This window comes from Mesorhizobium sp. M0028 (assembly GCF_040323855.1).
Classification (GTDB): Bacteria; Pseudomonadota; Alphaproteobacteria; order Rhizobiales; family Rhizobiaceae; genus Mesorhizobium.
Map to the genome: position 1 here is coordinate 51,553 of NZ_JAMYVG010000010.1, position 25,204 is coordinate 76,756.

The 25,204-nt window shown below is 60.2% G+C and carries 19 protein-coding genes and 5 pseudogenes; 9 read left to right on the plus strand and 15 right to left on the minus strand.

The features are described from left to right. Nucleotides 1-300: 300 nt before the first annotated feature. The gene (gene metH / locus NKJ93_RS19360) at nt 301-4,110 is read right to left on the minus strand and encodes a methionine synthase (RefSeq protein ID WP_352466336.1); all 3,810 of its coding nucleotides are present in this window, start codon (nt 4,108-4,110) and stop codon (nt 301-303) included. A 343-nt stretch (nt 4,111-4,453) separates the two neighbouring features. Here metH and NKJ93_RS19365 point away from each other — a divergent pair, with 343 nt between their 5' ends. The 6 genes from NKJ93_RS19365 (at nt 4,454) to NKJ93_RS19390 (ending at nt 10,098) form a co-directional block, all read left to right on the plus strand. Continuing rightward, nucleotides 4,454-4,717: a hypothetical protein gene (locus tag NKJ93_RS19365; protein ID WP_031194737.1), complete on the plus strand. Its 264-nt coding sequence runs from the start codon at nt 4,454-4,456 to the stop codon at nt 4,715-4,717. A gap of 361 nt (nt 4,718-5,078) precedes the next feature. After that, nucleotides 5,079-6,203: an NAD(P)-dependent oxidoreductase gene (locus NKJ93_RS19370; protein ID WP_352466335.1), complete on the plus strand. Its 1,125-nt coding sequence runs from the start codon at nt 5,079-5,081 to the stop codon at nt 6,201-6,203. Between the two features lie 16 nt (nt 6,204-6,219). Next, nucleotides 6,220-7,821 (plus strand): methyltransferase domain-containing protein, encoded by a 1,602-nt coding sequence (locus NKJ93_RS19375; RefSeq protein ID WP_245278700.1) that lies wholly within the window; start codon nt 6,220-6,222, stop codon nt 7,819-7,821. Between the two features lie 88 nt (nt 7,822-7,909). Continuing rightward, on the plus strand, nt 7,910-8,311 hold the full coding sequence (speD, locus tag NKJ93_RS19380; RefSeq protein WP_084642945.1) for an adenosylmethionine decarboxylase: 402 nt from the start codon (nt 7,910-7,912) through the stop codon (nt 8,309-8,311). 202 nt (nt 8,312-8,513) lie between these two features. Further along, nucleotides 8,514-9,038 carry a hypothetical protein gene (locus NKJ93_RS19385; protein ID WP_023721587.1) on the plus strand — a complete coding sequence of 175 codons (525 nt, stop codon included), beginning with the start codon at nt 8,514-8,516 and terminating at the stop codon, nt 9,036-9,038. A 403-nt stretch (nt 9,039-9,441) separates the two neighbouring features. Next, entirely contained in the window at nt 9,442-10,098 is a 657-nt protein-coding gene (locus NKJ93_RS19390; RefSeq protein ID WP_352491426.1) for a hypothetical protein, read from the plus strand. Here the strand turns inward: NKJ93_RS19390 and NKJ93_RS19395 are convergent. Next, nucleotides 10,001-10,919, minus strand: a pseudogene (locus NKJ93_RS19395) (aminotransferase class III-fold pyridoxal phosphate-dependent enzyme); the annotation flags it as partial. The gene NKJ93_RS19390 and the pseudogene NKJ93_RS19395 overlap by 98 nt on opposite strands. A 52-nt stretch (nt 10,920-10,971) precedes the next feature. Here NKJ93_RS19395 and NKJ93_RS19400 point away from each other — a divergent pair. Then, the gene (locus NKJ93_RS19400) at nt 10,972-12,048 is read left to right on the plus strand and encodes an ROK family protein (protein ID WP_352590761.1); all 1,077 of its coding nucleotides are present in this window, start codon (nt 10,972-10,974) and stop codon (nt 12,046-12,048) included. A gap of 24 nt (nt 12,049-12,072) precedes the next feature. Here the strand turns inward: NKJ93_RS19400 and NKJ93_RS19405 are convergent, their stop codons facing one another. The 12 genes and pseudogenes from NKJ93_RS19405 to NKJ93_RS19460 all read right to left on the minus strand — a co-directional run bounded on the left by NKJ93_RS19405 (nt 12,073) and on the right by NKJ93_RS19460 (nt 22,078). Beyond that, nucleotides 12,073-13,098: an ROK family protein gene (locus tag NKJ93_RS19405; RefSeq protein WP_352491425.1), complete on the minus strand. Its 1,026-nt coding sequence runs from the start codon at nt 13,096-13,098 to the stop codon at nt 12,073-12,075. A gap of 754 nt (nt 13,099-13,852) precedes the next feature. Then, the gene (locus tag NKJ93_RS19410; RefSeq protein WP_023721581.1) at nt 13,853-14,257 is read right to left on the minus strand and encodes an ester cyclase; all 405 of its coding nucleotides are present in this window, start codon (nt 14,255-14,257) and stop codon (nt 13,853-13,855) included. A 48-nt stretch (nt 14,258-14,305) separates the two neighbouring features. After that, nucleotides 14,306-14,899, minus strand: a complete 594-nt coding sequence (locus NKJ93_RS19415; RefSeq protein ID WP_023721580.1) for an NADPH-dependent F420 reductase — start codon at nt 14,897-14,899, stop codon at nt 14,306-14,308. Nucleotides 14,900-14,964: 65 nt separating this feature from the next. Then, nucleotides 14,965-15,423 carry a nuclear transport factor 2 family protein gene (locus NKJ93_RS19420; RefSeq protein WP_352590741.1) on the minus strand — a complete coding sequence of 153 codons (459 nt, stop codon included), beginning with the start codon at nt 15,421-15,423 and terminating at the stop codon, nt 14,965-14,967. Nucleotides 15,424-15,465: 42 nt separating this feature from the next. Then, entirely contained in the window at nt 15,466-16,335 is an 870-nt protein-coding gene (locus NKJ93_RS19425; protein ID WP_031194731.1) for an SDR family NAD(P)-dependent oxidoreductase, read from the minus strand. Then, the gene (locus NKJ93_RS19430; RefSeq protein ID WP_023721577.1) at nt 16,319-17,401 is read right to left on the minus strand and encodes an LLM class flavin-dependent oxidoreductase; all 1,083 of its coding nucleotides are present in this window, start codon (nt 17,399-17,401) and stop codon (nt 16,319-16,321) included. The genes NKJ93_RS19425 and NKJ93_RS19430 overlap by 17 nt, the downstream gene beginning before the upstream one ends. A gap of 22 nt (nt 17,402-17,423) precedes the next feature. Continuing rightward, on the minus strand, nt 17,424-18,350 hold the full coding sequence (locus tag NKJ93_RS19435; protein WP_023721576.1) for a pirin family protein: 927 nt from the start codon (nt 18,348-18,350) through the stop codon (nt 17,424-17,426). Nucleotides 18,351-18,375: 25 nt separating this feature from the next. Continuing rightward, complete coding sequence (locus tag NKJ93_RS19440) at nt 18,376-18,978, minus strand: FMN-dependent NADH-azoreductase (RefSeq protein ID WP_023721575.1); 603 nt, start codon at nt 18,976-18,978, stop codon at nt 18,376-18,378. 358 nt (nt 18,979-19,336) lie between these two features. After that, nucleotides 19,337-19,870 (minus strand): cupin domain-containing protein, encoded by a 534-nt coding sequence (locus NKJ93_RS19445; protein ID WP_084642941.1) that lies wholly within the window; start codon nt 19,868-19,870, stop codon nt 19,337-19,339. Nucleotides 19,871-20,053: 183 nt separating this feature from the next. Continuing rightward, nucleotides 20,054-20,775 (minus strand): annotated as a pseudogene (locus tag NKJ93_RS19450) (acetoacetate decarboxylase family protein). 196 nt (nt 20,776-20,971) lie between these two features. Next, nucleotides 20,972-21,705: pseudogene (locus NKJ93_RS19455) on the minus strand (isochorismatase family protein). Beyond that, nucleotides 21,677-22,078, minus strand: a complete 402-nt coding sequence (locus NKJ93_RS19460) for a DoxX family protein (RefSeq protein WP_023721570.1) — start codon at nt 22,076-22,078, stop codon at nt 21,677-21,679. The pseudogene NKJ93_RS19455 and the gene NKJ93_RS19460 overlap by 29 nt, the downstream one beginning before the upstream one ends. Before the next feature lie 135 nt (nt 22,079-22,213). Here NKJ93_RS19460 and NKJ93_RS19465 point away from each other — a divergent pair, with 135 nt between their 5' ends. Next, nucleotides 22,214-23,089, plus strand: coding sequence for a LysR family transcriptional regulator (locus NKJ93_RS19465; RefSeq protein WP_031194727.1), 876 nt, complete (start codon nt 22,214-22,216; stop codon nt 23,087-23,089). Between the two features lie 378 nt (nt 23,090-23,467). Here the strand turns inward: NKJ93_RS19465 and NKJ93_RS19470 are convergent. After that, a pseudogene (locus NKJ93_RS19470) lies at nt 23,468-23,733 on the minus strand (ABC transporter permease family protein); the annotation flags it as partial. A gap of 727 nt (nt 23,734-24,460) precedes the next feature. On the opposite strand from NKJ93_RS19470, the pseudogene NKJ93_RS19475 reads away from it, so the two are divergent. Further along, nucleotides 24,461-24,715 (plus strand): annotated as a pseudogene (locus tag NKJ93_RS19475) (IS5/IS1182 family transposase); the annotation flags it as partial. Nucleotides 24,716-25,204 lie beyond the last annotated feature (489 nt).

The following is a 25,204-nucleotide window of genomic DNA, read 5'->3' on the forward strand; positions in this document are numbered from 1 at the left end:
CTGTCGCAAACTTTTCGGAAAGGTCATTTGCAGCTTCCGGCCTGCTCGGCGAATTCCGCCGCAATCATGGCTGGGACGAATGGGCACACGACCCCCGCTACACCAACGAGCACTGGCGGATGGAGAGCGTCTTCCTGCGCGCGAGGGATATGGCCATCGCTGAGGCGGCCGGAAACGCGTGAATGGAAATTGTGCCTCAGCTGACATTCCTATGACCTGAGCGTTTATCCGGGACCTCATTTCCATGATACAGAAACGGCAGTTGCGGCTCGGAGCGTAAGACGGCAGAGCTTGCCGCCACTACTCCGCAGCCTCGGCATAGTGCGCTGGCACATAGTTGAGAATGGGTCCGAGCCAGCGCTCCACTTCCGCGAGCGGCATGTCCTTGCGGCGTGCATAGTCCTCAACCTGGTCGCGTTCGACCTTGGCGACGCCGAAATAATAGCTTTCGGTATGCGACAGATAGATCCCCGACACAGACGAGCCGGGCCACATCGCATAGCTTTCGGTCAGGCTCACCCCGGCATTGCGCTCGCTGTCGAGCAGCCGGAACAGTGTGGCCTTCTCGGTGTGGTCGGGCTGGGCGGGATAACCGGGCGCCGGGCGGATGCCGCGATAGGGCTCGCCGATCAGCTCGTCCGGCGCCAGCTTTTCGTCGACCGCATAGCCCCAGAACTCCTTGCGCACCTTCTCGTGCATGCGCTCGGCGAAGGCCTCAGCGACGCGGTCGGCCAGCGCCTTGACCATGATCGACGAATAGTCGTCATTGGCCCTCTCAAATCGTTCGGCGATCGCCACCTCCTCGATGCCGGCCGTGACGATGAAGCCGCCGATGTAGTCGGGCTTGCCGCTGTCCACCGGCGCGACGAAATCCGACAATGCGACATTGGCCTTGCCGTCGCGCTTGGTCAGTTGTTGGCGCAGCGTGAAGAAGGTCGCCAGCTCCTGCGATCGCCCCTCATCCGTGAACAGCCTGATATCGTCGCCGGTGGCATTGGCCGGCCAGAAGCCGATGACGCCGCGTGGCGCAAACCATTTTTCGGCGATGATCTGCTTCAGCATCGCCTGCGCATCCTCGAACAGCTGGCGCGCGGCGGGTCCTTGCGCTTCGTCTTCGAGGATCTTGGGATAGCGCCCTTTCAGCTCCCAGGTCTGGAAGAACGGCGTCCAGTCGATGTAGCGCGCGAGTTCCGTGAGATCCCAGTTCTCGAAGACCTTCACACCTGTGAAGGACGGCTTCGGCGGCTCATATTCAGACCAATCGATCCGATGCGCATTGGCCCTCGCCTTGGCCAGCGGCAGCCGCTGCTTGTCGGCTTCGGACCGGGCATGCGCGTCGGCGACTTTCTTGTATTCGGCGCGCAACGTGTCGACATACTTCGCCTTGCTGTCATTCGACAGCAAGGACGACACCACGCCGACCGCCCGGCTGGCGTCGGTGACGTAGACGGTCTGGCCTTTCGCATAGCGCGGGTGGATCTTGACCGCCGTGTGCACGCGGCTGGTCGTCGCGCCGCCGATCAAAAGCGGAATGTCAAAGCCTTCGCGCTCCATCTCGGCGGCCATGTGCGCCATCTCGTCGAGCGAGGGCGTGATCAGGCCGGACAGGCCGATGATGTCGACATTTTGCTCTCGCGCCGTCTGCAGGATTTTTGCCGCCGGCACCATGACGCCGAGATCGATGATCTCGTAATTGTTGCAGGCCAGCACGACGCCGACGATGTTCTTGCCGATGTCGTGGACATCGCCCTTCACCGTCGCCATCAGGATCTTGCCCGCCGTCTGGCGTTCGCCATTGTCGATGCCATTGGCGGTATTGGCCAGCTTCTCGGCCTCCATATGCGGCAGCAAGCCGGCCACCGCCTGTTTCATCACCCGCGCCGATTTCACCACTTGCGGTAGGAACATCTTGCCGGCGCCGAACAAGTCGCCGACGACGTTCATGCCGGCCATCAGCGGGCCTTCGATGACATGCAGCGGGCGCTCGGCGGCCAGCCGCGCTTCCTCGGTGTCGGCATCGATGAATTCGGTGATGCCGTTGACCAGCGCATGGCTGATCCGCTGCGCAACTGGCAATTCGCGCCAGGCGAGGTCGCGCTCCTTGGCTTCCTGGCCCGCCGTGCCCTTGAAGCGTTCGGCGATCTCCAGCATGCGTTCGGTGGCGGTGCCGCCGCCTTTCGGTTGACGGTTGTTGACGACATCCTCGCAGGCTTCGCGCAGGTCGGGATCGATGGATTCGTAGACGGCAAGCTGTCCGGCGTTGACGATGCCCATGTCCATGCCCGCCTGGATAGCATGGTAAAGCAACACCGCATGCATGGCCTCGCGCACCGGCTCGTTGCCCCTGAACGAGAAGGACAGGTTCGACACGCCGCCTGAGATATGGACATGCGGCAGCGTCCCGGTGATCTCTCCCGTCGCCTCGATGAAGTCGATGCCGTAATTGTCGTGCTCCTCGATGCCGGTGGCAATGGCGAAGACATTGGGGTCGAAGACGATATCCTCGGGCGGGAAGCCGGCCTGTTCGGTCAAAAGCTTGTAGGCGCGGGTGCAGATTTCGACCTTGCGCGCTTTGGTGTCGGCCTGGCCGTCCTCGTCGAAGGCCATGACGACCACCGCCGCGCCATAGGCGCGCACGAGTCTGGCATGATGCAGGAATGCCGCCTCGCCTTCCTTCATAGAGATGGAGTTGACCAGCGGCTTGCCCTGCACGCATTTCAGGCCGGCTTCGATGATCTCCCATTTGGAACTGTCGACCATGACAGGAACACGGGCGATGTCCGGCTCGGCGGCGATCAGGTTGAGGTACTCCACCATCGCCCTCTTCGAATCGATCAGTCCCTCGTCCATGTTGATGTCGATGATCTGCGCGCCATTGGCGACTTGGTCGCGCGCCACGTCGAGCGCGGCGACATAGTCGCCCGCCGTGATCAGCTTGCGGAACTTGGCTGAGCCGGTGACATTGGTGCGCTCGCCGACATTGACGAAGGGAATCTCATCCGTCAGCGTGAACGGTTCCAACCCGGACAGGCGCATCTTGCGCACGATGTCGGGAATGGTGCGCGGCGGATATTTCCGCACCGCCTCTGCGATGGCGCGGATGTGCTCAGGCGTCGAACCGCAGCAGCCGCCAACGATATTGACCAGCCCCTCGCGGGCGAAATCCTCGATCTGCGCGGCCATGAATTCCGGGCTCTCGTCATAACGGCCGAATTCATTGGGCAGGCCGGCATTTGGATAGGCGCAGACAAAAGTGTTGGCGACGCCTGATATCTCGGCCAGATGCTCGCGCATGGCATTGGCGCCGAGCGCGCAGTTGAGGCCGATGGTGAAGGGGCTGGCATGGCGCACCGAATGCCAGAAGGCGGTCGGCGTCTGGCCGGACAGCGTGCGGCCGGACAGATCGGTGATGGTGCCGGAAATCATCACCGGCAGGCGCACGCCCTTCTCATTGAAGACCTCTTCTGCTGCGAAGATTGCCGCCTTGGCGTTCAGCGTGTCGAAGATCGTCTCGATCAGGATGATGTCGACGCCGCCATCGATCAGGCCGCGCAGCTGCTCGCCATAGGCGAGGCGCAATTCGTCGAAGGTCACGGCGCGATAGCCGGGATTGTTGACGTCGGGCGACATCGAGGCGGTGCGGTTGGTCGGCCCCAGCGCGCCGGCGACGAAACGGCGCTTGCCATCCTGCTGCTCGGCACGAACAGCGGCGCGCCGCACCAGCCGCGCGCCATCGCGATTCAGCGCATAGACGGCATCCTCCATGCCGTAATCGGCCTGGGTGATCGACGTCGAGGAGAAGGTGTTGGTTTCGAGGATATCCGCGCCTGCGATGGCGTATTGATAGTGGATCTCCTCGATTGCCTTCGGCTGCGTCAGGATCAGAAGATCGTTGTTGCCTTGCTGATGGCAGGCGCAGCCGGCGAAGGCCTCACCACGGAAATGATCTTCATCGAAACCCAGCCCCTGGATCTGCGTGCCCATGGCGCCGTCGAGGATGAGGATGCGCTCACGCGCCGCTGCCGTCAGCGCCGCAAGCACTTCCGACTCGTCGGGCTTTGCCGCGACGGAGCCGAACAATGCGTCCAGCGATGCAGAATTCTGCGACATTTTCATCCTCAAGACGACAGTAGTGTCCATTCACATAAAGACATCTTTATGTCAACATACGCGCTCCAGCCTGGGTGTCGCGCACCGGAGAGAAAGTTTTGTGTCAAAATCGGTCCAAAAGCAGATGAGATGGATGAGCGGCATGCTCTCGAAGCGGCTTGGGCGGCAGCGCTCAAGCCGGCGCCGCTCCCATGTGTCTCGACCGATGCAAACAATATTGTGGCCTTTGGCCCAAACTGTCCACTATCGAACGGACGCATTATAGTCGAACGTTTTGCATTTCGTGCGAAGCCCTCAAAGCAACAAAAGAAGACGCGCGCGGGGAGAAGGCGGCCGGCCCAACTTGAGTATCAGCGCGGAGCTACATCATCAGGATGGCACGTCACTTGCACATCAACTTTGGGAAGCCATCGTGACGGCAATTGCCCGCAAACCAAGGGAGATGACGATGGCAATTCGCCTGAATTGCTCGGAGCAACTGAAGATGGCTGAAGATCTGCAGGCGTACCATGCCGAGCCACGGGGACTGATTATGTGGCGAGCCGAGTTGAAGCAATTCATTGACGATCGGGCGAAACACAATAGTCGGCATTGTCTCGCCGTCTGAGGTTGGACGTGAAGGGACCGCGGGCGGGAATATCAGGCGAGAGCTCGGGTCAGAGCTTCCCATACCGCAAGCGTCGAGGCGACGGAGATCGGTCAGGAAATGCTGAGCGTTATGAGCGGGCTCGGGAGGAAGAGAATGCGGAAGGTTGAGAAGATCAGACGAAGCGCTGCTGCAGGCTCCTGCCGAATGAAAGCCCTGCATCGTCCGCTAACGCTTTCGCAGCGTTAGGTGGGAATTCTCAGTCTGCTGGTGCGGCTGACGCTATTCCTAAAACGCGACGAAACAGCTCGAATCTAACCAGGACGCAGGTCAGGGGCCTAGCGCGACACTTCTACAAAATCTCGAAATGAAGAGTACCAATATGACGGATAAACCCTCGGTCTCTATCCTGAAAGAAACCCGCGACAACGAGAAGCGGGTTATCATGCTTCCGCAAGGTGTTCGACAGTTTGTCGAGGCCGGTTTTAAGGTTTACGTTGAGCATGATGCCGGAGCCGCCTCGGGAGCGTTTGATGGGGACTACAAGGCGGCAGGGGGCGAAATCGTTTCAACAGACGAGGCTTGGACAGTTTCTCCATTCCTCTTGAAATATAAGTTTCCGAGCGTCGCCGAACGGCGGTACCTGTGCCGCCCGCTGCATATTGGCGCATACTTTTACCCAGGCGAAAACTACGAGCTAACGCACCACCTGCGCGAGCATGGGGTGACAGCCTATAGCTATGAGTACTTTCAGGCCGCAGATGGTTCGTTTCCGCTCATGACGCCCGATAGCGAGATCAGCGGGAAATTGGCTGTGCTCTTTGGGGCCCATCACCTGCTATCGACGCAGGGAGGGCTCGGCATAATGCTGGCTTCCCTACCGGGGATGAAGCCGCCGAAAGTCGTCGTCATCGGGCATGGAAATGTCGGCGCAGCAGCTGCTCGAACAGCCGCAGGTCTCGGAAACGAAGTTGTTGTCTTTGGCTACCGCGAGGAAAGCCTCCGCCGATTTGAGGCGACCGTTCCCTCGAACGTCAAATGCCTGATTGTCTCGCAAGAAGCCCTGGAGCGAGAGATACCCGACGCCGACCTGGTGATCGGAGCGACTTTGATTTCGACCTACGATACACCAGCGATGCTCACAGACGAACTCGTCAAGAAGATGAAGGAAGGCTCGATGATCATCGACGTCACTTGCGGCTATGGAGCAGGATACATCCCGACGGCCCATACATTCACCTGGATGGGCGCGGCACCATATAAGGTGCATGGCGTTTGGCACTACAAGGATCCCGTAATGCCAGCTCACGTGCATCAGACGGCGTCGATCGGGGCAACCACAAACCATACGCGTTATCTTATTAGTCTCGGCAAATCGATTTTCCTTAAGGATTTCCAGGACTCGGTTTCCCAAAAGGGCAAATTTGTTGAAAACGGTGAGATCATCCATCCGCACGTGATTAGCGACTTTGCCTTGATCGAGGCATTGGCCAAGAAATCCGCGTGAGGGGGCGGCCATGGCGATGCGGCATAAGATATCATATAAAGAACGGGCCGCGTACTACGATGTCGAATATACGGACACTGTAGACCATGCTTTTCTCGCCAGTCTTGTTGGTGGTTCTACGCGCTCGGTCCTTGAGATTCCGTGTGGGGTCGGGCGTAACGCGCTTAATTTGGCTCGAAGCGGATGTTCGATAGTCGCTGTCGACAACGAACCGGCTATGGTCGAACGGCTGACAGAAAAGGCTGAAAAACTCGGCTTCAACAATGTGTCAGCACTCGTTCGGGATCTCCGGACGTTGGACCTCGAAGAGCGGTTCGACCTTATCCTCGTGCCCCGAGAGGCATTTCAGCTGTTGGTAGACTTGTCCCAGGCGCGGCAGTCGCTCAAAGCGCTGCGACGGCACCTCTCGGACGATGGGACATTGATGATCGACCTATCGTCTTTCGCAAAGGTCAGGCCAGAACAGGCCTACCTCCAGCCAGACTATTTCGATCCTACTGCCCCTGATGGCAGTTGGCGCTTTGAGTGGACGCGCCCGCTAGCCGCCAGGCTCACGTTGTCTCGTCATCGTATGCAGCAACACAATTGTGACGGCACAGTCGACGTGTCGTTCAGACACATTCGTGACACTGAGACGGCCATCGACGAGACCGAGACGACCATTCGACTTAGGCCTTACTGCGTCGACGAGTTCACGGCGCTCTGCGTCGATGCTGGATTGAAGGTTGAAAAGGTGTTCGGCGACTACGGACGCAACTGGTACCAGCCGAACGACGCCCGAATGATTTTTCTTCTCAGCGCAACTACCGACATTCGGGACGATCAGCTCCCCCCGTCCGGGGTTATGTGGGAACTCGGCCGAGGGTTCCAGAACGACCGTGATGCCTTTCGAACGAAAGACCTGCAGTTGGTTCCAATGCGTCCGTCCGTCCGAGCTTATTTTGAGACCTATCTGACGGAGTATTTCTCCGGCCCCTTCATCAAGGGCCAAGGGGCCGAGGATATTTTGAAGGCGATGGCGGAATGGGGCGTTATGGGAAATGCTCTCGATCTGGGATCTGGAACTTCGACGCTGTTCTGGTATCTCCCAACCAAGGGAGTCAATCGCCTCTCTTGCTGCGACATCGCGCCTGAAGCCCTTAGCGTGCTAGCGAACTTCGTACGGAGCAATCAACCGCTTCCTGAGTGTTACGGTTGGGTAGCCGATCATTTCAAAATATCCAATCACTCGGTCAACCAGCTTCGCGAGCGCTTTGCCGAGTTCTTGATTTTCGACTGCCTGAAGCGGTGGCCAAGTTGGATGGACAGCCACCGATACGACTTGATCACTGCCTTCGGTAATCTAGCGATTTCGGGGACAGCTGACGCGTACGACGATTGCTTCCAGCACATCGCTGATCACCTTGCACCCACGGGCCGAACTATCGGAGCGGATTGGGCAAGGCGGCAGTCATTTGCGCAGAAGGATGGGCACGACAATTCGTATTTGAGCATCGAACTGATAGCCAGCGCGATGAAGAATGCGGGGCTCACCCCGCTGGAATGCCGTCGTATCGAGATACAGCGGGACCCACTTTACGACGCCATTTTCGTTTGGGTCGGCCAGAAAAATAGCTGAGCGATCTCCTTCGATATTTTGGAGCTTTTAGCATGTCGCACAATCGCGAAGGCGGTGCAGGTAGCTTTGTTTCAGTTAACGGCGTGATCTGCGCTGGCGCCCATTATATTGTCGATCTGTTCGGCGGCACAGGTTTGGCAATCCCGCTTTTATCGAAACAGCCATTACGAAAAGCGCACAGTCCGCTGGAGCCACTATACTTTTTTCAAACTTCCATCGGTTTTCACCCGAGGGTGTCTCAGGCGTACTGTTATTGGCGGAATCTCACATCAGTATCCATACTTGGCCAGAGCACAGCTATGCGGCATTAGATGTGGTTATGTGTGGCCGGGCCCGCCCCAAAGAGGCTATTGCCGTTCTGAAGGAAGAGTTCAAGCCGATCCGTGTCGTCGAGTATTTGCTTGCCCGCGGCAGAGCCGACAATGCCGACCAATACTCTCAACCGGATCGGATCGACTCCGAACGTTGGCTCAAGGGGCTTGAGCGCTAATTTTCGATTCATCAATCGCGCGTCGTCGATCTCGTGCGTCAGGCGCCCGTGATTTCGGGCACTGCATCCCGGCGGCCGCCAAGGCGAAGAAAGATCAGAGCTGCTCGATCACCGTAAAAGTGGGGAGTAGACGCTATGGGGCGAGCGGCGAGAGTGGGGCACCTTAGGCGCTGTTGGATCCACCATCAGAAGGAGGCACCCCATGTCGCAGTCTTTTGACGCGAGCCGGTCCCTTACCGCTCTTGAACAGGATAACACGGTCATCGCCGTCATCGAAATGAGCAAGGCGAAGTGGCTCGTCGCCGCGCTCGTACCGGGTCTCAAGCGCCAGCCCCTCAAGAAGATCGATGCTGCCGCACCATCACTGTTGAAGCTGCTGCAGCGCTGGCGCGACGAAGCCGGGCACACGATCAAGCGCATCGCCGTCACCTGTGAGGCGGCCGGCGTCGGCTTTTGGCTGGCGCGTTGGCTGTGGGCGCGCGACATCGAGGCCTATGCCATCCATCCCGCCAGCGTTGCGGTGTCGCGTGAGCACCGGCGCGCCCGTCTCGCCCGTGGTGACAAGGCGCCACAGGTGAGCGGGCTGACTATCTGCTGGAAGCGTTCTCAACGACCCCCCGCCACCACTCTTGCTGGTGTGGCGGGCAAGCTCGACGCTGTATTGCGTAAGGGCGAGGCTGGGAGGAATGCTCCGAATTCCCCTGGCCGCAAATCCGTTCCGCGCTGAACGATCTGGTGCGCTTCGGAAAGCTCGAACAGGGGCTTTCACGGTAAGCGGCGCTCTAGCCGGCAGGGTGGCAGCTGCTGCCGCGCCTGAAATACGACGATGGAGGGGAAGTCCGAGCAGCGCAGCGATTCGCAGGCGGCAATCGCAAAGTTTTGTTCACGCTGCCTAACTCGCTGAGCAGAAGACGATTGACGGGTGCCACTGGTGCCTTTCGAAAATTTCCCTGTGGATATTGCCTCTGTGACGAATTGGCGTCGTACCCGTTTGGTGGATGTTGAGTAGAAATAAGCAACTTGGGCTCGGGGGAATCATGAACAAGTTGCTTGTTGGTGCGGCAATGCTTGCCGCAGGCGTCTTCGGCGCGGATACATCTTTTGTTTCTTATATTAGAAGCTCTGCAGGGATGGCGGCCTTTGCGCAGGAGGCGCAAGGGACTTCGCCAGATGTTGGCGCACCATCGGACGGCGGCTTTGGTAATGGCGGGGCAGCGCTGAGTTCGGGAACAGCCTCCGGTACGGATGATGCTGGTGCAACGCCGGCGGCAAATGCCACGGGAGATGCCGCGCCCGCGGCCGAGGCTCCCGACGCGGCGGCCGAGGTAGGAACGACAGATCAGTCGACCGACAGCCAGGCCGCGCCCGAGGAGCCTGCCGCGACGACGTTGGCGACGACGACGACCTCCGAAAGCGGCGATCCAGAGGCGATCGGCACGCCGAAGGTGGATCTGCCGAAGAACTCTGGCAACGGCAATCTGGGCTATGCCATTGGCATCGACCTTTCGGACTTCCATGGCATCGAGCCGTCGATCGCGCTCACCTACGATTCTTCGCGCCGAAACAAGCTAGGTGCCCTCTACCAGGGCTGGCTGGGCTATGCCTGGGGTCTCGGCGGTTTCGATGTCATCGAGCGGGCAAGCCCGGGCTATGGCATGCCGGCCTTCGATGCCGCCTGTACAGCTCACCTCACCCCTGCCAAGCACCCTCTTTGCGTAGATCATCCATCGTCCGTGAAATGCCTTCGCGCAGGATCGCCACCGTGTCGTCGATCTGCTCTCGGCTGATGATCAGTGGCGGCGACATCACGCACATGTTGATCAGCGGCCGCACCAGGAGGCCGAGCTCATAGCAATGGGCATCGATACGTTTTCCGACATCCTTGTCGAGCTGCAGCGGGTCCTTGCTTTCGCGGTCGGCGACGCATTCGACACAGCCCATCAGTCCCAAGCCCCTCACCTCGCCGACCAGCGGCAACTCTTCCAGCGTCTTCAGCTGCGCCTGGAAATAGGGGGCGACCGCCTGCGTATGCGCAAGCACGCTTTCTTCCAGCAAATCGAGGTTTTTCAGCGCCACCGCACAGCCGACGGGGTGGCTGGTGTAGGTCAGCCCATGACCGAACATCGCATCGGGATGGTTCGAGCGGCGCAGTTGTTCCAGCAGCCGTTCCGAGATGATGACGCCGCCGAGCGGGAAAATAGCCCGAGGTGACGCCCTTGGCGAAAGTGATCATATCGGGATCGATGCCGAAGACCTCGCCCGAGGCGAAGACATGGCCAAGCCGGCCGAAGCCCGTCACCACCTCGTCGGAGACATAGAGGATGTCGTTGTCGCGGCAGATCTCGCGGATGCGCTTGAGATAGCCGTCGGGCGGCACGATGACACCGCCCGAGGCCTGCACGGGCTCACCAACGAAAGCGCCGATTCTGTCGGCGCCGACCCGGGCCACCGTGTCGCGGAACTGCTCGACCAGGAAATCGGTGAAGGCGGCAAGGCTCATGCCTTGCGGCCGGCGGAAAGGATCGGGCGAGGACAGCTTGATCACCAGCTCGTCGGCGCCATCCATCCAATCCCTGTCGCGCGGGCGGCCGTTGAGCGAGGCCTTCATCCTCAATTGTTTACGGCGGGAGGGCGAGCTCAGCCGCATGGAAGTAGCGGCGATGACGGGCCTCAGCCCAGCCGCAGTGTCTGGCGTTGCGGGCGAGTTGATCGAGGAAGGCATCGTTGTTGAAGGCAAGAGCGCGCAAAGCAGTGGCGGCCGTCGCCCGATACCGCTCAGTATCAATTACGCAAGGCATTGGTCCATCGGCTTCAAGCTATCGCAGCACCGGCTAGAGGGTACGCTCACCGACCTCTCCACCCAACCGATCGGCACTTGCGAGTTGCCGCTCGCTGACCATGAGCCGGCCACGGTCGCTGCAGCGGTCCAGAAGGGCGTCTCCACACTCCTGCGGAATAGGCGCGAAGGTCGTCAGAAACTTGTCGGTGTTGGCATGGCGATGCCCGGGCTGATCGACGTGAACAGAGGGATTTGCCTGGTATCGCAGCGCTTCGACTGGAGGGACGTGCCGATAGCGGCACTTATTGCATCACGCATCAGTGTGCCGGTCTGGGTCGACAACGACGTCAATGCATTCGCAATAGCTCAGCAGCTGTTCGGCCACGGGCGTCGGCGCAACTCAGTGCTGGTGCTGATCATTGGAACCGGCGTCGGGGCGGCGTTTATCTTCAACGGTCAGATCCATCGCCGTGCGCGTTTCGCTGCTGGCGAGATCGGATTCCCGGTCAAGGAAGACGCCGGCTCGATCGCCACCGAGGAGCGGCTGAGCTGGGATCGACGCTTGTCGGAACCGGCGATAGTCCGCGCTTGGCAGGAGATCCGCAAGCGCTCCCCCAAGACCCCTGTCGACCTTCAGCAGGCCGCAGCGAAGTGCGACCGGCTCGCATTAGAGTATCTGCGCGAAGTCGGTTGTGACATCGGGCGTCGGGTAACCGCAATGATCGATCTGGTCGATCCGGAAGTTGTCATCGTTGGAGGCGAGGCGGTCCGCTTCGGCCCTGCGCTCGTCGACCCCCTCGTGAACACTGTCAGAGAATCCTCGTTTGAGAAACCGCCAGCGGTCGAAATCGACTGGGACAACAATGTGTGGTCACGCGGGACAGCAGCCCTGGCCATCCAGCAGTTTTTCGACTTTGAGAGCACGGCCGGATTTGAACGAAAAGCCAACGCGAGATGAGCGAGCCTGAGGACCCTCTCATGATCAAGGTAAGGCAGCTAGCCCACGAAGCGCCAAGCCGACGGCACCGAGCACCGCATCATTCTCCGCCAGCTTTCCGATCATGACGCGGGTGCGCATCGGGGAAGGCACATCGCGTGCCTTCATCAGCGTGTGCTTTTCGTAGACCGCAACGAGAGGCTTGAGCAGCATGTCGCCTGCTCGCGTCATACGCCCGCTGACGATGACGAGCGGCGGATTGATGATCGTGCCGATAAGGGCGAGCCCTCGGCCGGCCTGTTCCGCCATGTCCTCGATCATTCGACGCGCGCCCACATCACCCTGGGACGCCATCGCCGACACGTCGTAAATAGTGATGATGCGCCCATAAAGCCTCGACATCTCTTGCAGGGAGCGATCGACGCCAATCTGAACTTCGAGGCATCCACGGTTGCCGCAGCGGCACAATCCGCCATTAGGCTCGATGCTCATGTGACCGAATTCGCCGCCCCCTCCGGCGACCCCAGTGATAACTTTGCCGTTGCGAACGATCGCGCCGCCCACACCGAGATCGAGTTTCAACAGGACGAAGTCTTCATAACCGGCGGCTGCACCCCACATCATTTCGGCCAGCGCCGAGCAGTTGCTCTCGTTGTCCGCGAAGACCGGCTTCTCCAACACGGCGCCGAAAATCTGCGAAATGTTCACTCCCGCCCAGGTTGGCATGCCGTTGGCGCGCTGCACCATGCCCCCAGGGCTGACCGGCCCGCAGACCGAGACGCCGACGCCGAGCAGGGCCGAGATGTCCAGCCCGCAAACCCCGTAAGCCACGGTCACGATGTCCCTCACGACGGCCGCCGCGCATTGGGGCGAATAGCCCGGTTCAACTTCGATACTTTTCTCCAAAATTACTGAATGTGAGACATCGGCGATCGCCAGGCGGATGTCCTGCTGGTTGAGGTGAACGCCCACGCACGTGCCGGCACGCGGATTGAGCGTTAGCGGGGTCGCCGGTCGGCCGATTGCCCTAGGGGTGCTATTGGTCGCAGGTCCCTCAATGACAATTTCCAAGAGCTTCAGCTCCCCCACCGCGGTTGACACGGTAGAGCGAGCAAGTCCGGTGAGCCGGGCAACCTGTGCGGCCGACAGTGGCCCGCGCTCACATAGCGCCCTCACGATTTGGCTGGTGACGAAAGCTGACGTTGCGTTGCCCAGCAACGATCTCAGCGCATTCTCATTCAAAATTTCGCCTCACATCCGGCGCCTCTGCGCAATTCGTTTGTCTCAAAAATTTCCCAGCCAAGCTTAGGCCTCCTGACCGATGATGTGGAGGGAGTGCCCTCACCGTGCTTCACCCTACAACTGGCAAGGTCCGCGACTTCACAATGCTCCGCAAGGTGGCCATTCTGGATACGGCAAAGCTGAGATGCCATCGCGTCGATTCTTCTGTTTGTGGACATATTCCAACGAAATCGCCTCCGTGCCTGCCGGAGAAGGCGTTTAAGGCTGCCACTTGGTCGTCTGCGGCCACGATGGCCGAGATCTGCAAAGTTCAAATCAGCGAAAGCGAATGAGGCCGCCATCCGATGCTTGTAGCCATGTACGCCAACGCCGCCTTGCGGAAGTCCCAATACTCGGCAGCCGCGACCTGTTAACGAAGATGGCGAAGCTCGAAGGACAATCGCGGCTCGCTCTGTTCGCTTCGTAGCTTGCCGTCCGCACCGCGAGCAACACGAGAACTGCCAACACCGCCTGAAACGCCTCGGCCATCATATCAAACAGTCTCGCTAGCAGGTACGCCCGTGCGAACCATTGACATCCGCGATCATCCTTGAAGTTGCTGCATAAGCGTCGAGAAGTCCGCAACTTCCCAATGCTCGGCGAGATGCCCATTTTCAATTCGGTAGAGCCGAAACGCCATTGTATTGATCTCTCTGCCAGTGGCCTTGACACCGGCGAAATCGCCTTTGTGCGTCCCGCGGACGGCATTCAGGACAGCAACCTGGTCGCCTTCGGCGACGATCGCCGAAATCGGTAGCTTCAGATCAGCAAACGCTGAGTGAAGCCCCGCGAAGTACTGCTTGAGCGCCTCGCGCCCCCGACCTTGCCCAGCCAGATGGTCGTCATAATCCTGCGTAACGATCTCGTCGAAGACGCTGAAATTCCCGCTTTCGATGGCGGCGAAGAATCGCCGCCCCAGTGCTTTGTTCCCTTCTAAGTTTGAGGACATACCGCCTTCTCCAATTCAACCTTTCGCTGCCATCGTGGCGCGTGCTGGTCATCCGAGTTGAACGAATTCCTGGCCGGAAACACCACCGCCGAACTGCTGCGCACGGCCGCCTTCAGCGATACCGCCCAGATCGACGGCGGCGAAGCCGAGGCGCTCGACAAGGTCCACGACAGCGAGCCGAGCCGATGGATCGTCACCCGAGACGAACAGCACACGACGGCCGCCGAGCACCGCCGGGTCGGCCCCGAGGATTGCGGCCGGAAGCGTGTTGAAGGCCTTGACCACACGCGCACCCGGGACGGCGTCAGCAACGATCTCCGTCGACAAACGACCCTTGAGGTCGCGCGGCGAGAACGCCGGGAAGTCGATCGCGTTCGTGGCGTCGACCACGATGCGGCTGTCCCATTCAACATCCTTCACTGCATCCTGTACTGCGTCGAAAGGGATAGCCAAAATGACGACGTCGGCCCGGAGAGCTTCGGAGGCAGTCACAGGCTTTACGATGGGCCCAAGTTCACTAACCAAACCAGCCAAGCTCTTTAGGCCCTTCGAGTTGGCGATGGCGATGTCGATTCCGTTGGCAACGAAACGCCGAGCGAGCGCGGTGCCGATCGCTCCCGATCCAACGATGGCGTAGTTCATCTTTTCGCCCTTCCTGATTCGTCAGCTTTCGCGGTCGGAGGCGGCTTTGCGTAACCGTTTCCCTTTCAGAACATTCCATTTGCATTGGCGCGAGGAATGTTTGGCGCGATCAACGGGGCCGAGTTCTGCGGATCGCCGACCACCTGCAAGGTGTCCCAATGCTCGATCGCTTTGCCGTTGGCATCCATTTTGTAGATGTCGACGCCGGCGATCCCGGTGTCATTCGGGTCGTCGTTGAAAAGATTCAGAAAATTCACATGGGCCCAGACGTAGTCGTCGAGGGCGATGATTTTGTGGACCACGACGCGCGCCAGAGCGCGTTCCTTGTTGATCTGGCCAAAAAACTGCGCCAGGGCGACTGGCCCATCTGCGATCAGGGGATTGTGCTGGATGTAACCCGGCGCGATGAACTTGGGCACATATTCTTCCGCCTTCTTCTGGTTGATCACCAGATCATAGAAGCCAAGGATGTTGTCATTATTGCGAACGGCACGGCTGTCGTTGCCGTCTACGAGCTCAAGCATGGGGTATCTCCTTCTTATGAAGTGTGGATTTGCTGGAAGGCCCTAGCTCAGGCCGGCGACTTGAAGCCGGAGCCCATCCAGTTCAGCGTCGGACTTCTCGCGAGCTGCGCGGAGCATTTCGTCGGCGTCCTGTCCCACCGGCGCGCGGCTCGGTGCAGGTACCTGTTCGGCCAGTTCGACGATACGCTTCGCGGCCGCAGCCGACTCGAGCCCACTGCTCTGCATGCCGTTGAGCGTGTTCGCGAAGGTTTCGAATGTTTGACCGTATAACTCGCGCTGTTCAGAGGTCATATCGTCCGCGACCCGCTTTAGAGCGGCAGCCGTTTTCGCCGGTCCCCCAGTCTTCATATTGCCTGCCGCAGCCACCACGACATCGATGCCGAAGCGCTTCAGCTCGGCACGGTAGACGGCCGCAAATACCTCCAGGGCGACCTTCGATGCGCCTGATGGCCCATTGAACGGGAGCGGTACGCTGGCGGTCCAGGTGCTCACCTGGACGATGCGACCGCGCGCCTTCCTCAATGCGGGCAGGAACGCATTCATGACCGAGAGGGCGCCGAACACGTTGACGTCGAATTCGCGCCGGATGGCGTCGAGCGGCAAAATCTCGATCGGGCCGGGGGTAAGGATCCCTGCGTTGTTGATCAGAAGATCGAGGGCGCCATCGCCGAGCGCGTCGGACACGTCGTCAGCCCAGGCTTTCACGGCCTGTTCCTTGGTCATGTCGCAGACGGTCAGGCTGACGCGTCCACCGGAGGCGTCCTTCAGATCCTGGACCTCTGCGGCGGACATGGCCGTGCCGAAAACAGTATAGCCCTTGGCCGCCAGTCCGAGCGCGATGTCGCGGCCAAGGCCACCGCCAGCGCCGGTGACTGCGGCGGAGCGTCTCAAGTGTTCAGAAGAGTTCGGCATTTGAGGTCTCCTTTTCAGTCGGTGCCCCGTGCTTTGACCGCGCCGCGCGGACGATCGGCGCTACTTCGGTTCCGAGCAGCTCGATCGAGCGCTTCATCGCAGCGGTTTCGAGGGATGCCGTGCTCATTTGGAAGGTGATCCTCGATACGCCGCCGAGTGCGCTGTCGGCATCGAGCATCTTGCTGGCGACAGTGTCCGGATCACCGATCAGAAAGGCGCCCTCCGGGCCGCACATCGCCTCGAACTGCTGGCGCGACGGTGCAAACCAACCGCGTTCGCGGCCAATCGTCGTTGTCAGATGCGCCCAGCCGGGGAAGAAGGCATCCTTGGCTTTTGCGATGGTCTCTCCGACGAAGCCCATCGCATGGGCACCGACTGTGAGTTGCTCAAGCGCGTGCCCGGCGCGCAGTCCGCTCTCGCGGTAGAGATCGACGAGCGGGCGGAAGCGCTCAAAGCTGCCGCCGATGATCGCGACCATCAGTGGGAGGCCGAGCGTTCCGGCGCGTGCGAAGGATTGCGGCGTACCTCCGACGCCGAGCCACACCGGCAGGCGCTGCTGATGCGGCCGGAGGAAAACGCCTTGCCCGGTGAGTGCCGGGCGGAAGCGCCCCTCCCACGCGAGGTGGGTCTTCTCGCGAAGCTTGAGGAAGAGCTCGAGTTTCTCCGCAAAAAGATCGTCATAGTCCTCCATCCGAAAGCCGAACAATGGATAGGCCTCACCGAAGGAACCGCGGCCAACGACGATCTCGGCACGCCCCTTCGCGATCAGGTCGAGGGTTGCAAACTCCTGAAACACCCGCACAGGATCGGCGGCGCTCAGGACCGTGACGGCGCTCGTGAGGCGGATACTCTTGGTGCGGGCAGCCGCGGCCGCCAGAATGATCGCGGGTGCGGAATCGAGGAATTCGGCACGGTGGTGCTCGCCGATGCCGAACACGTCGAGGCCGACGTCGTCGGCAACCTCGACCTCCTCGAGGAGATCGGCCATGCGGTCGGTTGCCGAAGGCAGTTTGCCCGTCGCCGGATCAGGGAGGATTGCCGCGAAACTGTCGACACCGATTTCCATAACACCTCCTTGCAATGTGTTGTCAGCCGCGGGGCGCAATGCGCAATGGGTCAGGAGGCAGCGGGATGAACTCGGTCTCGCCAGCGATCTCGGGAAAGCGCCCCTGCCGCCAGTCGTCCTTCGCCTGTTCGATCCGGTGCTTGGAGCTCGAGACGAAGTTCCAGTAGATGTGGCGCGGCTCGGGAAAGGGTTCTCCGCCCACCATCATCAGATGGGCGCCGCTGCGCGCTTGCAGCACGATCTCGGCGCCGGGCTTGAAGACCACGAACTGCGCTTCGCCGAAGCTGCCCGTCTGGCCCGCGACTTCAATCTCGCCCGAGACGACAAACATCGCGCGCTCGATATGCTGGGCTGGGACCTGCAGGCGCGCGCCGGGCTTGAGCACGACATCGACATACATCAGGTCCGAATAAACCGGCACCGGCGAGCGTTCTCCGAAAGCTTCGCCCGCAACGATGGTGAGCGAGACTCCGTCCGCTTCGAGCGCAGGCAAGAAGTCTTCGGCATGATGGGAGAAACCCGGCTCCATCTCTTCCAGGGCCTTGGGCAGGGCGACCCAGATCTGCTGGCCGAACATCGCCCCGCCCTGCGTCTGGAATTTCGCAGGCGAACGCTCCGAATGGACGATGCCCCTGCCCGCCGTCATCCAGTTCACGTCGCCGGGCCGGATTGTCTCGACATTGCCGGCGCTGTCGCGATGAACCATCTCGCCCTCGAGTAGATAGCTCAGCGTCGAAAGGCCGATATGCGGATGCGGCCGGATCTCCGGGCCGGCCCCGGCGCGGAACACGATCGGTCCGAAATGGTCGAGGAAGATGAAGGGACCGACCGTCCGGCGCTGCGCAGACGGCAGCGCGCGACGAACCTTGAAGCCATCACCAAGATCCCGAACAGGTGGAAGCAGAACCTCTTCCACCGCTAGGTCGACCGTCGCACTCGAAATGGTCATTGCCGCCTCCTGTGCGTGGCGTGGGTCAGGCGGCTTTAGCGAGCGCCTGCATTGCACCCGAGAGCGCAGCCTCGCGCGCTTCAGGCCCGAAGCCGATCTTCTCGGCGTGGATGAAAGTGACATCGGTCAGCCCGATGAAGCCCAGAAGGGTCCGCAGATAGGGTTCCTGGAAATCCATCGCCTGAGCGGGACCTTCAGAGTAAAGACCGCCCCGAGACTCGATGACGAAGACGCGCTTGCCGGTCAGCAGCCCCTGCGGACCCGCCTCCGAATAGCTGAACGTCTCGCCAGCACGCAGAACGTAATCGAACCAGGCGCGCAGGCCGGTCGGGATGCTGAAATTGTACATCGGCGCGCCAATCACGACGGCGTCCGCGGAGCGGAGTTCGGCAATCAGTTCGTCCGAAAGAGCTCGGGCGGCGAGTTCCGTGTCGGTCGCGGGCTCGCCGCGGACACCCGCCACATCGGCGGTGGTAAGATGCGGAACCGGCACGGTACCAAGGTCGCGACGAATAACGGTTGCGCCGGGGCTGGCCTCCAGCAAGCGGTGAACAGCTTCCTCGACCAGAATTTTGGAAACGGACCCGTCGCCAAGAACACTGCTGTTGAGGACCAGAATACTTGCCATAACACTCTCCTTGGTACTGACCGATCCAAGATGCTGTTCAAAGGCGCGCGACGGTAGCCTCGCACAGCGCCAAGCTGTGTCGCGAAAACTGGAACGGCTGCGTCGGACGTAAACCTAGATCGAGGCGGCTGCGTATTCACCGCAGCGGCGTGCCGAAGGCTGCATGACTATGCCCGTATAGCCTCGCCTGCCTGTTGCTTCGGTATATCGAGCGCGGTCACCGCTCGCTTTCCGCTTCCCGCCCACGGCCATGATCACCCGCGTGCGGCGCCTCGTATGTCTCCCAACGGCATCGACTGCACTGAAGCCAAGAAGGCCAGAACCGGATCGCATGATCCGTCGTTTCGTCCGCGGCTTTTTACTTCCGCAGCGTATTCCACGGTGCATCGCTGGAGACATCGACCACCTCGTACCCTGTCGGTCTGACGGAGGGTCCGAGGATTGCGGCGATCTTCGCGGGCTGGTCGCCGGTATTGAACGAGGCGTGCACGACATCTGCCGGGATGAAGGCGGAATCGCCGGGACCGAGGATGCGCTTCTCACGATCGATCCACTGCTCGACCTGCCCGGCAAGGACAAGCACCACCTCTTCTTGGTCGGGATGCTTGTGGAAACTGTGTCCTTTGCCCGGATCGAAATTGACCTCGATCACCGTGAGTTGCTTGGCGCCCGTACTGGGCGGATCGCTGAGCCGCCGGGACGATCCAAAGTCATCGACCTTGAGCTGGGCTTCATTCGCGATAACGAATCTACCAGGCATCGGATTGCTCCCCACATTTGTTCTCTGATTTGGCAGCTCTTGAGTTTGACCGAATGCCGCATCAAACGGCAGAGCGGCGCTCAATGCTCCACGCGCGCTAAGCGCAAGGACGTCGCTTCTCGTCTCCGTCATTGCTGCTCCTCCGGTGGAAGCGAGGCGCTTAATGTTGATGGTATCGCTCCGACCGTGCGATGCGGTAGCCCTGCTGTTGGCCAAGCTGTGTCGCGAAACGCGGAACGCTAATGTTGGACCTTGAAGACCTACAAACGGGTGTCGACGGGGCGAGCTTAACAGGTCCTCGCCTTCGGCGCTGCATCACGCGTCGAACGGATATGTTTCGATGGGCCGGCGCAGCCGGAACGCGGAATTGTAAAACGCGGTAGCCTCTACGGCTCCGGCGATCGGCAGTTGATGCACCGCAGAGAACGCCGAAGCTCCGGTAAACATCAGCGAGCCGTCCCCGGACCAGATTTCCCCAGCGTAAAACTCCAGTGCCGACCGCACGAATTCGCACACGGCCAGGGGACCGCCGGGAACCGCCGAGCCGATGACCCGCAATCCGAACGCCTTGACGACCTGCGGATTGTCCGCACTGATTTCGCCGACCAATTGGCTGGGGCGGAAAATCCCTTGCGCCAGCACAACGTCGGCCGGTCGCGACAACCGGGCCGTGACCAGCCCGTACACATTGGACTGGTTCATGTCGAAATCGATCTCGCCCAGCAGCTTCGGATACCCCTCTCTCTCCCGCCCGGCGAGCATTCCTCGTTCGTTGGAAATGAAGATGTGCGGACAAATCCGACATTTTCGCCGCGGAAACGCGCGTGGATGATGTGGATGTATTCCCGGAACGGACCGACGCTGCTGAACCCGTAGGACAGGAACATCACCGACACTTTGGTGTCTTGTTCGATTTCCAGGTCGGGAGGCAGCAACGCCGCCGCCGCCTCCGCATTCGTCCGATAGCTGAACGTCACCTGGTTCACGCCCCTGAACGACGCGTTTGTGAAACTCAGAGGGTCTGCATGTACTGGCATCGTTTGTGCCAGGATCCCGAGTCAGTTTGCCACGCATTGTCACGTGGCTCCTTCCGCCAAGTTTCCGATCCCCAGGTCGAGCCTGCATCGAGAAGCGAGCCCCGGGGGCGTCATTCAGAGAGCCGAGGCTGCCTGCGAGGAGATCACTCGGTGGCGCCCGCAACTCGCCATCAGCAGCCAGTCATGGCGCATCTCGTCAGGGAAAACGCTGCGGCCTTGCGAGCTTCTGAGCCTCGGGCATGTACCACTTGATGACGTCCCGGACCGGGTCGGCGAGCGCCGACTTCCAATCGCGGAACAGCTCGGTGACTAGCGCGAGAGACGTATTCGGGACCGCACCGGCTGCCGTCAGGCGTTCGATCGCGGTGCGGTGGGCGAGCTGTGACATGCCGCCAACCGCGTCGACGACGAACATGGCTTCGTAGCCATCGTCCATTGCGTCGATGACCGGGAATGCCAGACAGATCTCGGTGTAGAGCGCGCCGAAGATCAGCCTCTTCTGCCCGTCTTTTCGACAGCGGCCCGGAATGCGGCATCTTCCCAGGCATCCATCGAGCTTCGGTCGATGACTTCGACGTCGGACAGTTCGTCCCTGATCGAAGCTCGGGTCGGACCGTTCACGCCCATCTCAACGCCGACCGTGCTCAGCACCACAGGGATATTGAAAGCTTTGGCGGCCCTGATCAGAAACCGGACGTTCAGATCGATCTCGTCCGGTGTCGTCTCGGACTTCACCTTCTCGAACATCTCTTTCTGATAGTCGATCAGGATGAGCGCGACCTGTTCCGCAGTCCAGACACCGTGGGCTTCACTCATAACGATTTCCTTTGTCTGGGCGTGAGTAGGACACGCGACCGGGTTTGCTGATGCCCGGTCGTCCCAAATCATCGGCTGGTTTGCTTCAATGCACGGGCTGGGTCCGGCGGGCATCCAGGCTTAACGAGCCCGCGCCGAAGGCAGCGACCTGAAGCAGACCACCGGCAATAGCGATGTTCTTGAGGAAATGGATCAGTTGGTTCTGGTCCGCGAGATCATGGTGAAACGCCAACGCGGCCGCCACGCTAAAGCCCGCCAGGACCAGGGCGATGATCCGTGTCTGATATCCAATCACGAGCAACACCCCGCCTCCGACCTCGACGATGATCGCGATCAGGTAGCCGAGAAGCGGTGCCGGAAGACCCGCCGAGGCGATATAGCCTTGTGTCATCGCGGGGGCCGCGATCTTGCCGAGGCCGCTCAGAAGAAACAGAACGGCGATCAGCACACGGCCGGCAGCCGCAAGTGTCGTGGTTTGATTTTGCATTCGTGATACCTGCGCTGTCTGAAAAGGGTGGTCAGAGGCCCATCGGCCTCCACCAATCCACACACATCGTTCCCGAAGGCGATGTGGTAGTGTTACATCAAGGCAAGCTGTGTCGCGAAAAGTGGAACGCTCATGTTGGACCTTGAGGACCTGCAAACATTTGTCGAAGTGGCCGATGCTGGCGGCGTCTCGCCGGCCGCCCGCCGGCTCGGGGTCTCCAAATCCATCGTCAGCCGGCGACTGTTCCGGCTGGAAGCGGAACTTGGTGTGCAGCTTCTCGCACGGACCACCCGGGGCGCCGCGCTGACCGAAGCCGGCGTCACGTTCCGCGACCACGCGGCCCGGGTCTGCGCCGAAATAGATGTCGCGCGGGAGACCATCCTGCCCGCTGGCGAGCTGCGCGGGCGCCTGCGGATCGCAGCGCCGCTCTCCTTCGGAACAACACATCTGGCGCCGGTGTTTGCAGAACTTGCGAAGCGCCACCCGCTGCTGAGCGTGCATGCGTCTTACAGTGATCGCTTCGTCGATCTTGTCGGAGAGGGTTTCGACTGCGCCATACGTGTCGGCTACCTTCCCGACTCCGACCTGATCGCGCGTCGCATAGGGCCGATCTATGGAAGGCTCGTCGCGAGTCCGGATTACATCAAGGAGCATGGAGCTCCAGAGACGCTTGACGACCTTCCGATGCACCAAGCCGTGTTGCAGGGTACGGAAGCTTGGCAACTTATCGACGCAGACAAGACTGTTACCGCTCACCCGCAGGGACGGTTCAAGGCGGACAACGGCGTCGCGCTCGTCGCCGCGGCAGTGGCGGGCCTAGGGATCGCCGCGCTGCCGGATTTCCTGACCGAGGACCATTTGGCTTCCGGCGCCTTGGTCCCGGTGATGACACGCTATCGGTTTCCTGAGGCCGGCATATATGTCGTCCGACCGCCGGGACAGCACCCGGCGCGGAAAATCCGGGTGCTCACCGAACTGATGATCCAACATTTCGGCTCGGCGCCGGGATAGGGTAAAGGCGAACCAAGGCGCACCCGTGAGCATCGAGATTGATCGCGGCCTCCACCGGCGCGCCGATTACAAGTCAGCTCCCGACAGTATCGCCGGCACTGCAACAGGCGTCTCCAGAGTGTTCAGGACGAAAAGCAGTTGCCGATCTTCCGCTTCATCTAAAGTTCTTGGATGGCAAGAGCTGTCAGGAATCGGGCGACATAGGGGCCAAACGCTACATTTCGCATCGCTCATGCGAGTCCAATGTCACGGCGATGCGGTGATGCCGCCGTAGACGTAGACGTAGAGCGTACGGCCGTTGATAAAACCTTCAGGCATCGGAGGCGAGGAAGACGCCGCCACCGCGCCCTTGCTGCGCGGGTCCTGACGACGCTTCGCTCAGGTCCGTACCCTAAGGGCTTGCTCCAGCCGATCGGCAATCTGTGTGACGATATAGGCAATAACCATATAGATCACGACGGCAATTACGAAGGCTTCGAGGTAGTAGAAGTTCAGCGCGGCGGTCAGCTGGGACTGGGCGAATATATCGACGACCTCGATGGCAAATCCGAGTGAAAGCGCCTTCATGATGACCATCATCGAGGTTGTCAGGTCGGGAATTGCGTGAGAGCCACCTGAGGAAACAGAATCCGTCGGAACATTTGGCCGACGATGGCAGATGCGGCTCCAATTGGTGGAACCTCCTAGTGAGAAATGGAGGTGCCGGATACTGGCCGCTCAAATTTCTATTGTAGCTAGCTTAACTTTAAGTATAGTTGATCATCTAAATTTCTCTGTAACGCCGGCAATTCTCGGATGGGGTTTATGCCTTCCATTCGAGGAAACGCGCGGGCCTTGTTTGCCGATCACGGCAACTCCGTGAGTGCCATCGATGAACTGATATTCCCAGTGCCAAAAAGCTTCTGTTTCTAGCGACGAATTTACTGTCAGGACGATAACATGCGGGTCGTTAGTGCCATTTGGATTTTGCTTCGTCGACTGCCACGGCCCTTGCTGTCCGTCACGCTGCTGGGCTGGGCTTTTATGGTCTGGTCAAAGATGGTTCCCACAACACCTGATCTTTGTTTAAGGGGAACATTCGCGCAGGCGCTTACGGCTAGGGCTGAAGCGGCGGTTGCAGGGGTGACCTGACGCTGGTCGCGTTATCGTGGTGCGCTATGCTGATGGGGATGATGGCCCCGCTGCTGGCGGCGCCGTTGGCCCATGTTTGGCAGCAGACCATTGGGCCTCCGCGGTAGCACGCAAGTTTGCTGTTCATGTTTCCCTACCTCTTGGTCTGGCTGGCAGTCGGCGTCGTCCTGATCCCGATTGTGGACCTGATCCAGGTGTCATTCTTGCCAGCGCTCTTCGGCGGGGCCATCGCTCTGATTCAAAGGCCGCAAGCGCCACATCATTACCGACACCGAGGGACACTTGGTCGGGCTGACGGTGCACACGGCTAACATCCAGGACAGGGATGGGGCAGTCGGCGTCAGCGCCTCCATTCGACGGCTTTATCCCTGGTTACGCCATCTGTTCGCCGACGGCGCCTATGCCGGAGAAAAACTGTCGCAGGCTCTGGCCAATCTCGGCACATGGACCATCGAAATTATCAAGCGCTCCGGCGCGGCCAAGGGCTTTGAGGTGGCTCTTCTCCGCTCGACGATGTGGAAAGGATAGGACTGGCATTCGCGTCGTGTAACTTAGACGTCCGCGCCTTAATGCGGCAAGACCGGTCGCATCTATGTTTGAGGGCATCGCGTTGAAACACCAAGAGCGCTAAGGGAGAACAAGCGGTGATTTTGGTGGGCGATCGCTATGATCGCTGCCCGGGTCGCCCGCAGTCAACTGTGCCGGCCATGGGAACGAGTTAGGAGCGCCAAATCCGGCTATTTAGTTGCGCGCGAGGAACATGAAAGCCGCGATCAGCCTTCGGTAGTTCCGGCCTGTCTGGAGCACCTATCAAATTGCTCTAGTCGACTGGAATCGCGCCAAATCACCAGTACATACATCGGCTACTTGAGCTTCGCCTCAAGCTTTTCGTCCCCAAAAGAATTACCTCCCAGGTGTGGCTCGATATCCGAAGCTTTATGATCCTATCCCACATCCGAGATATCCCCTCCGATCGATAATAGT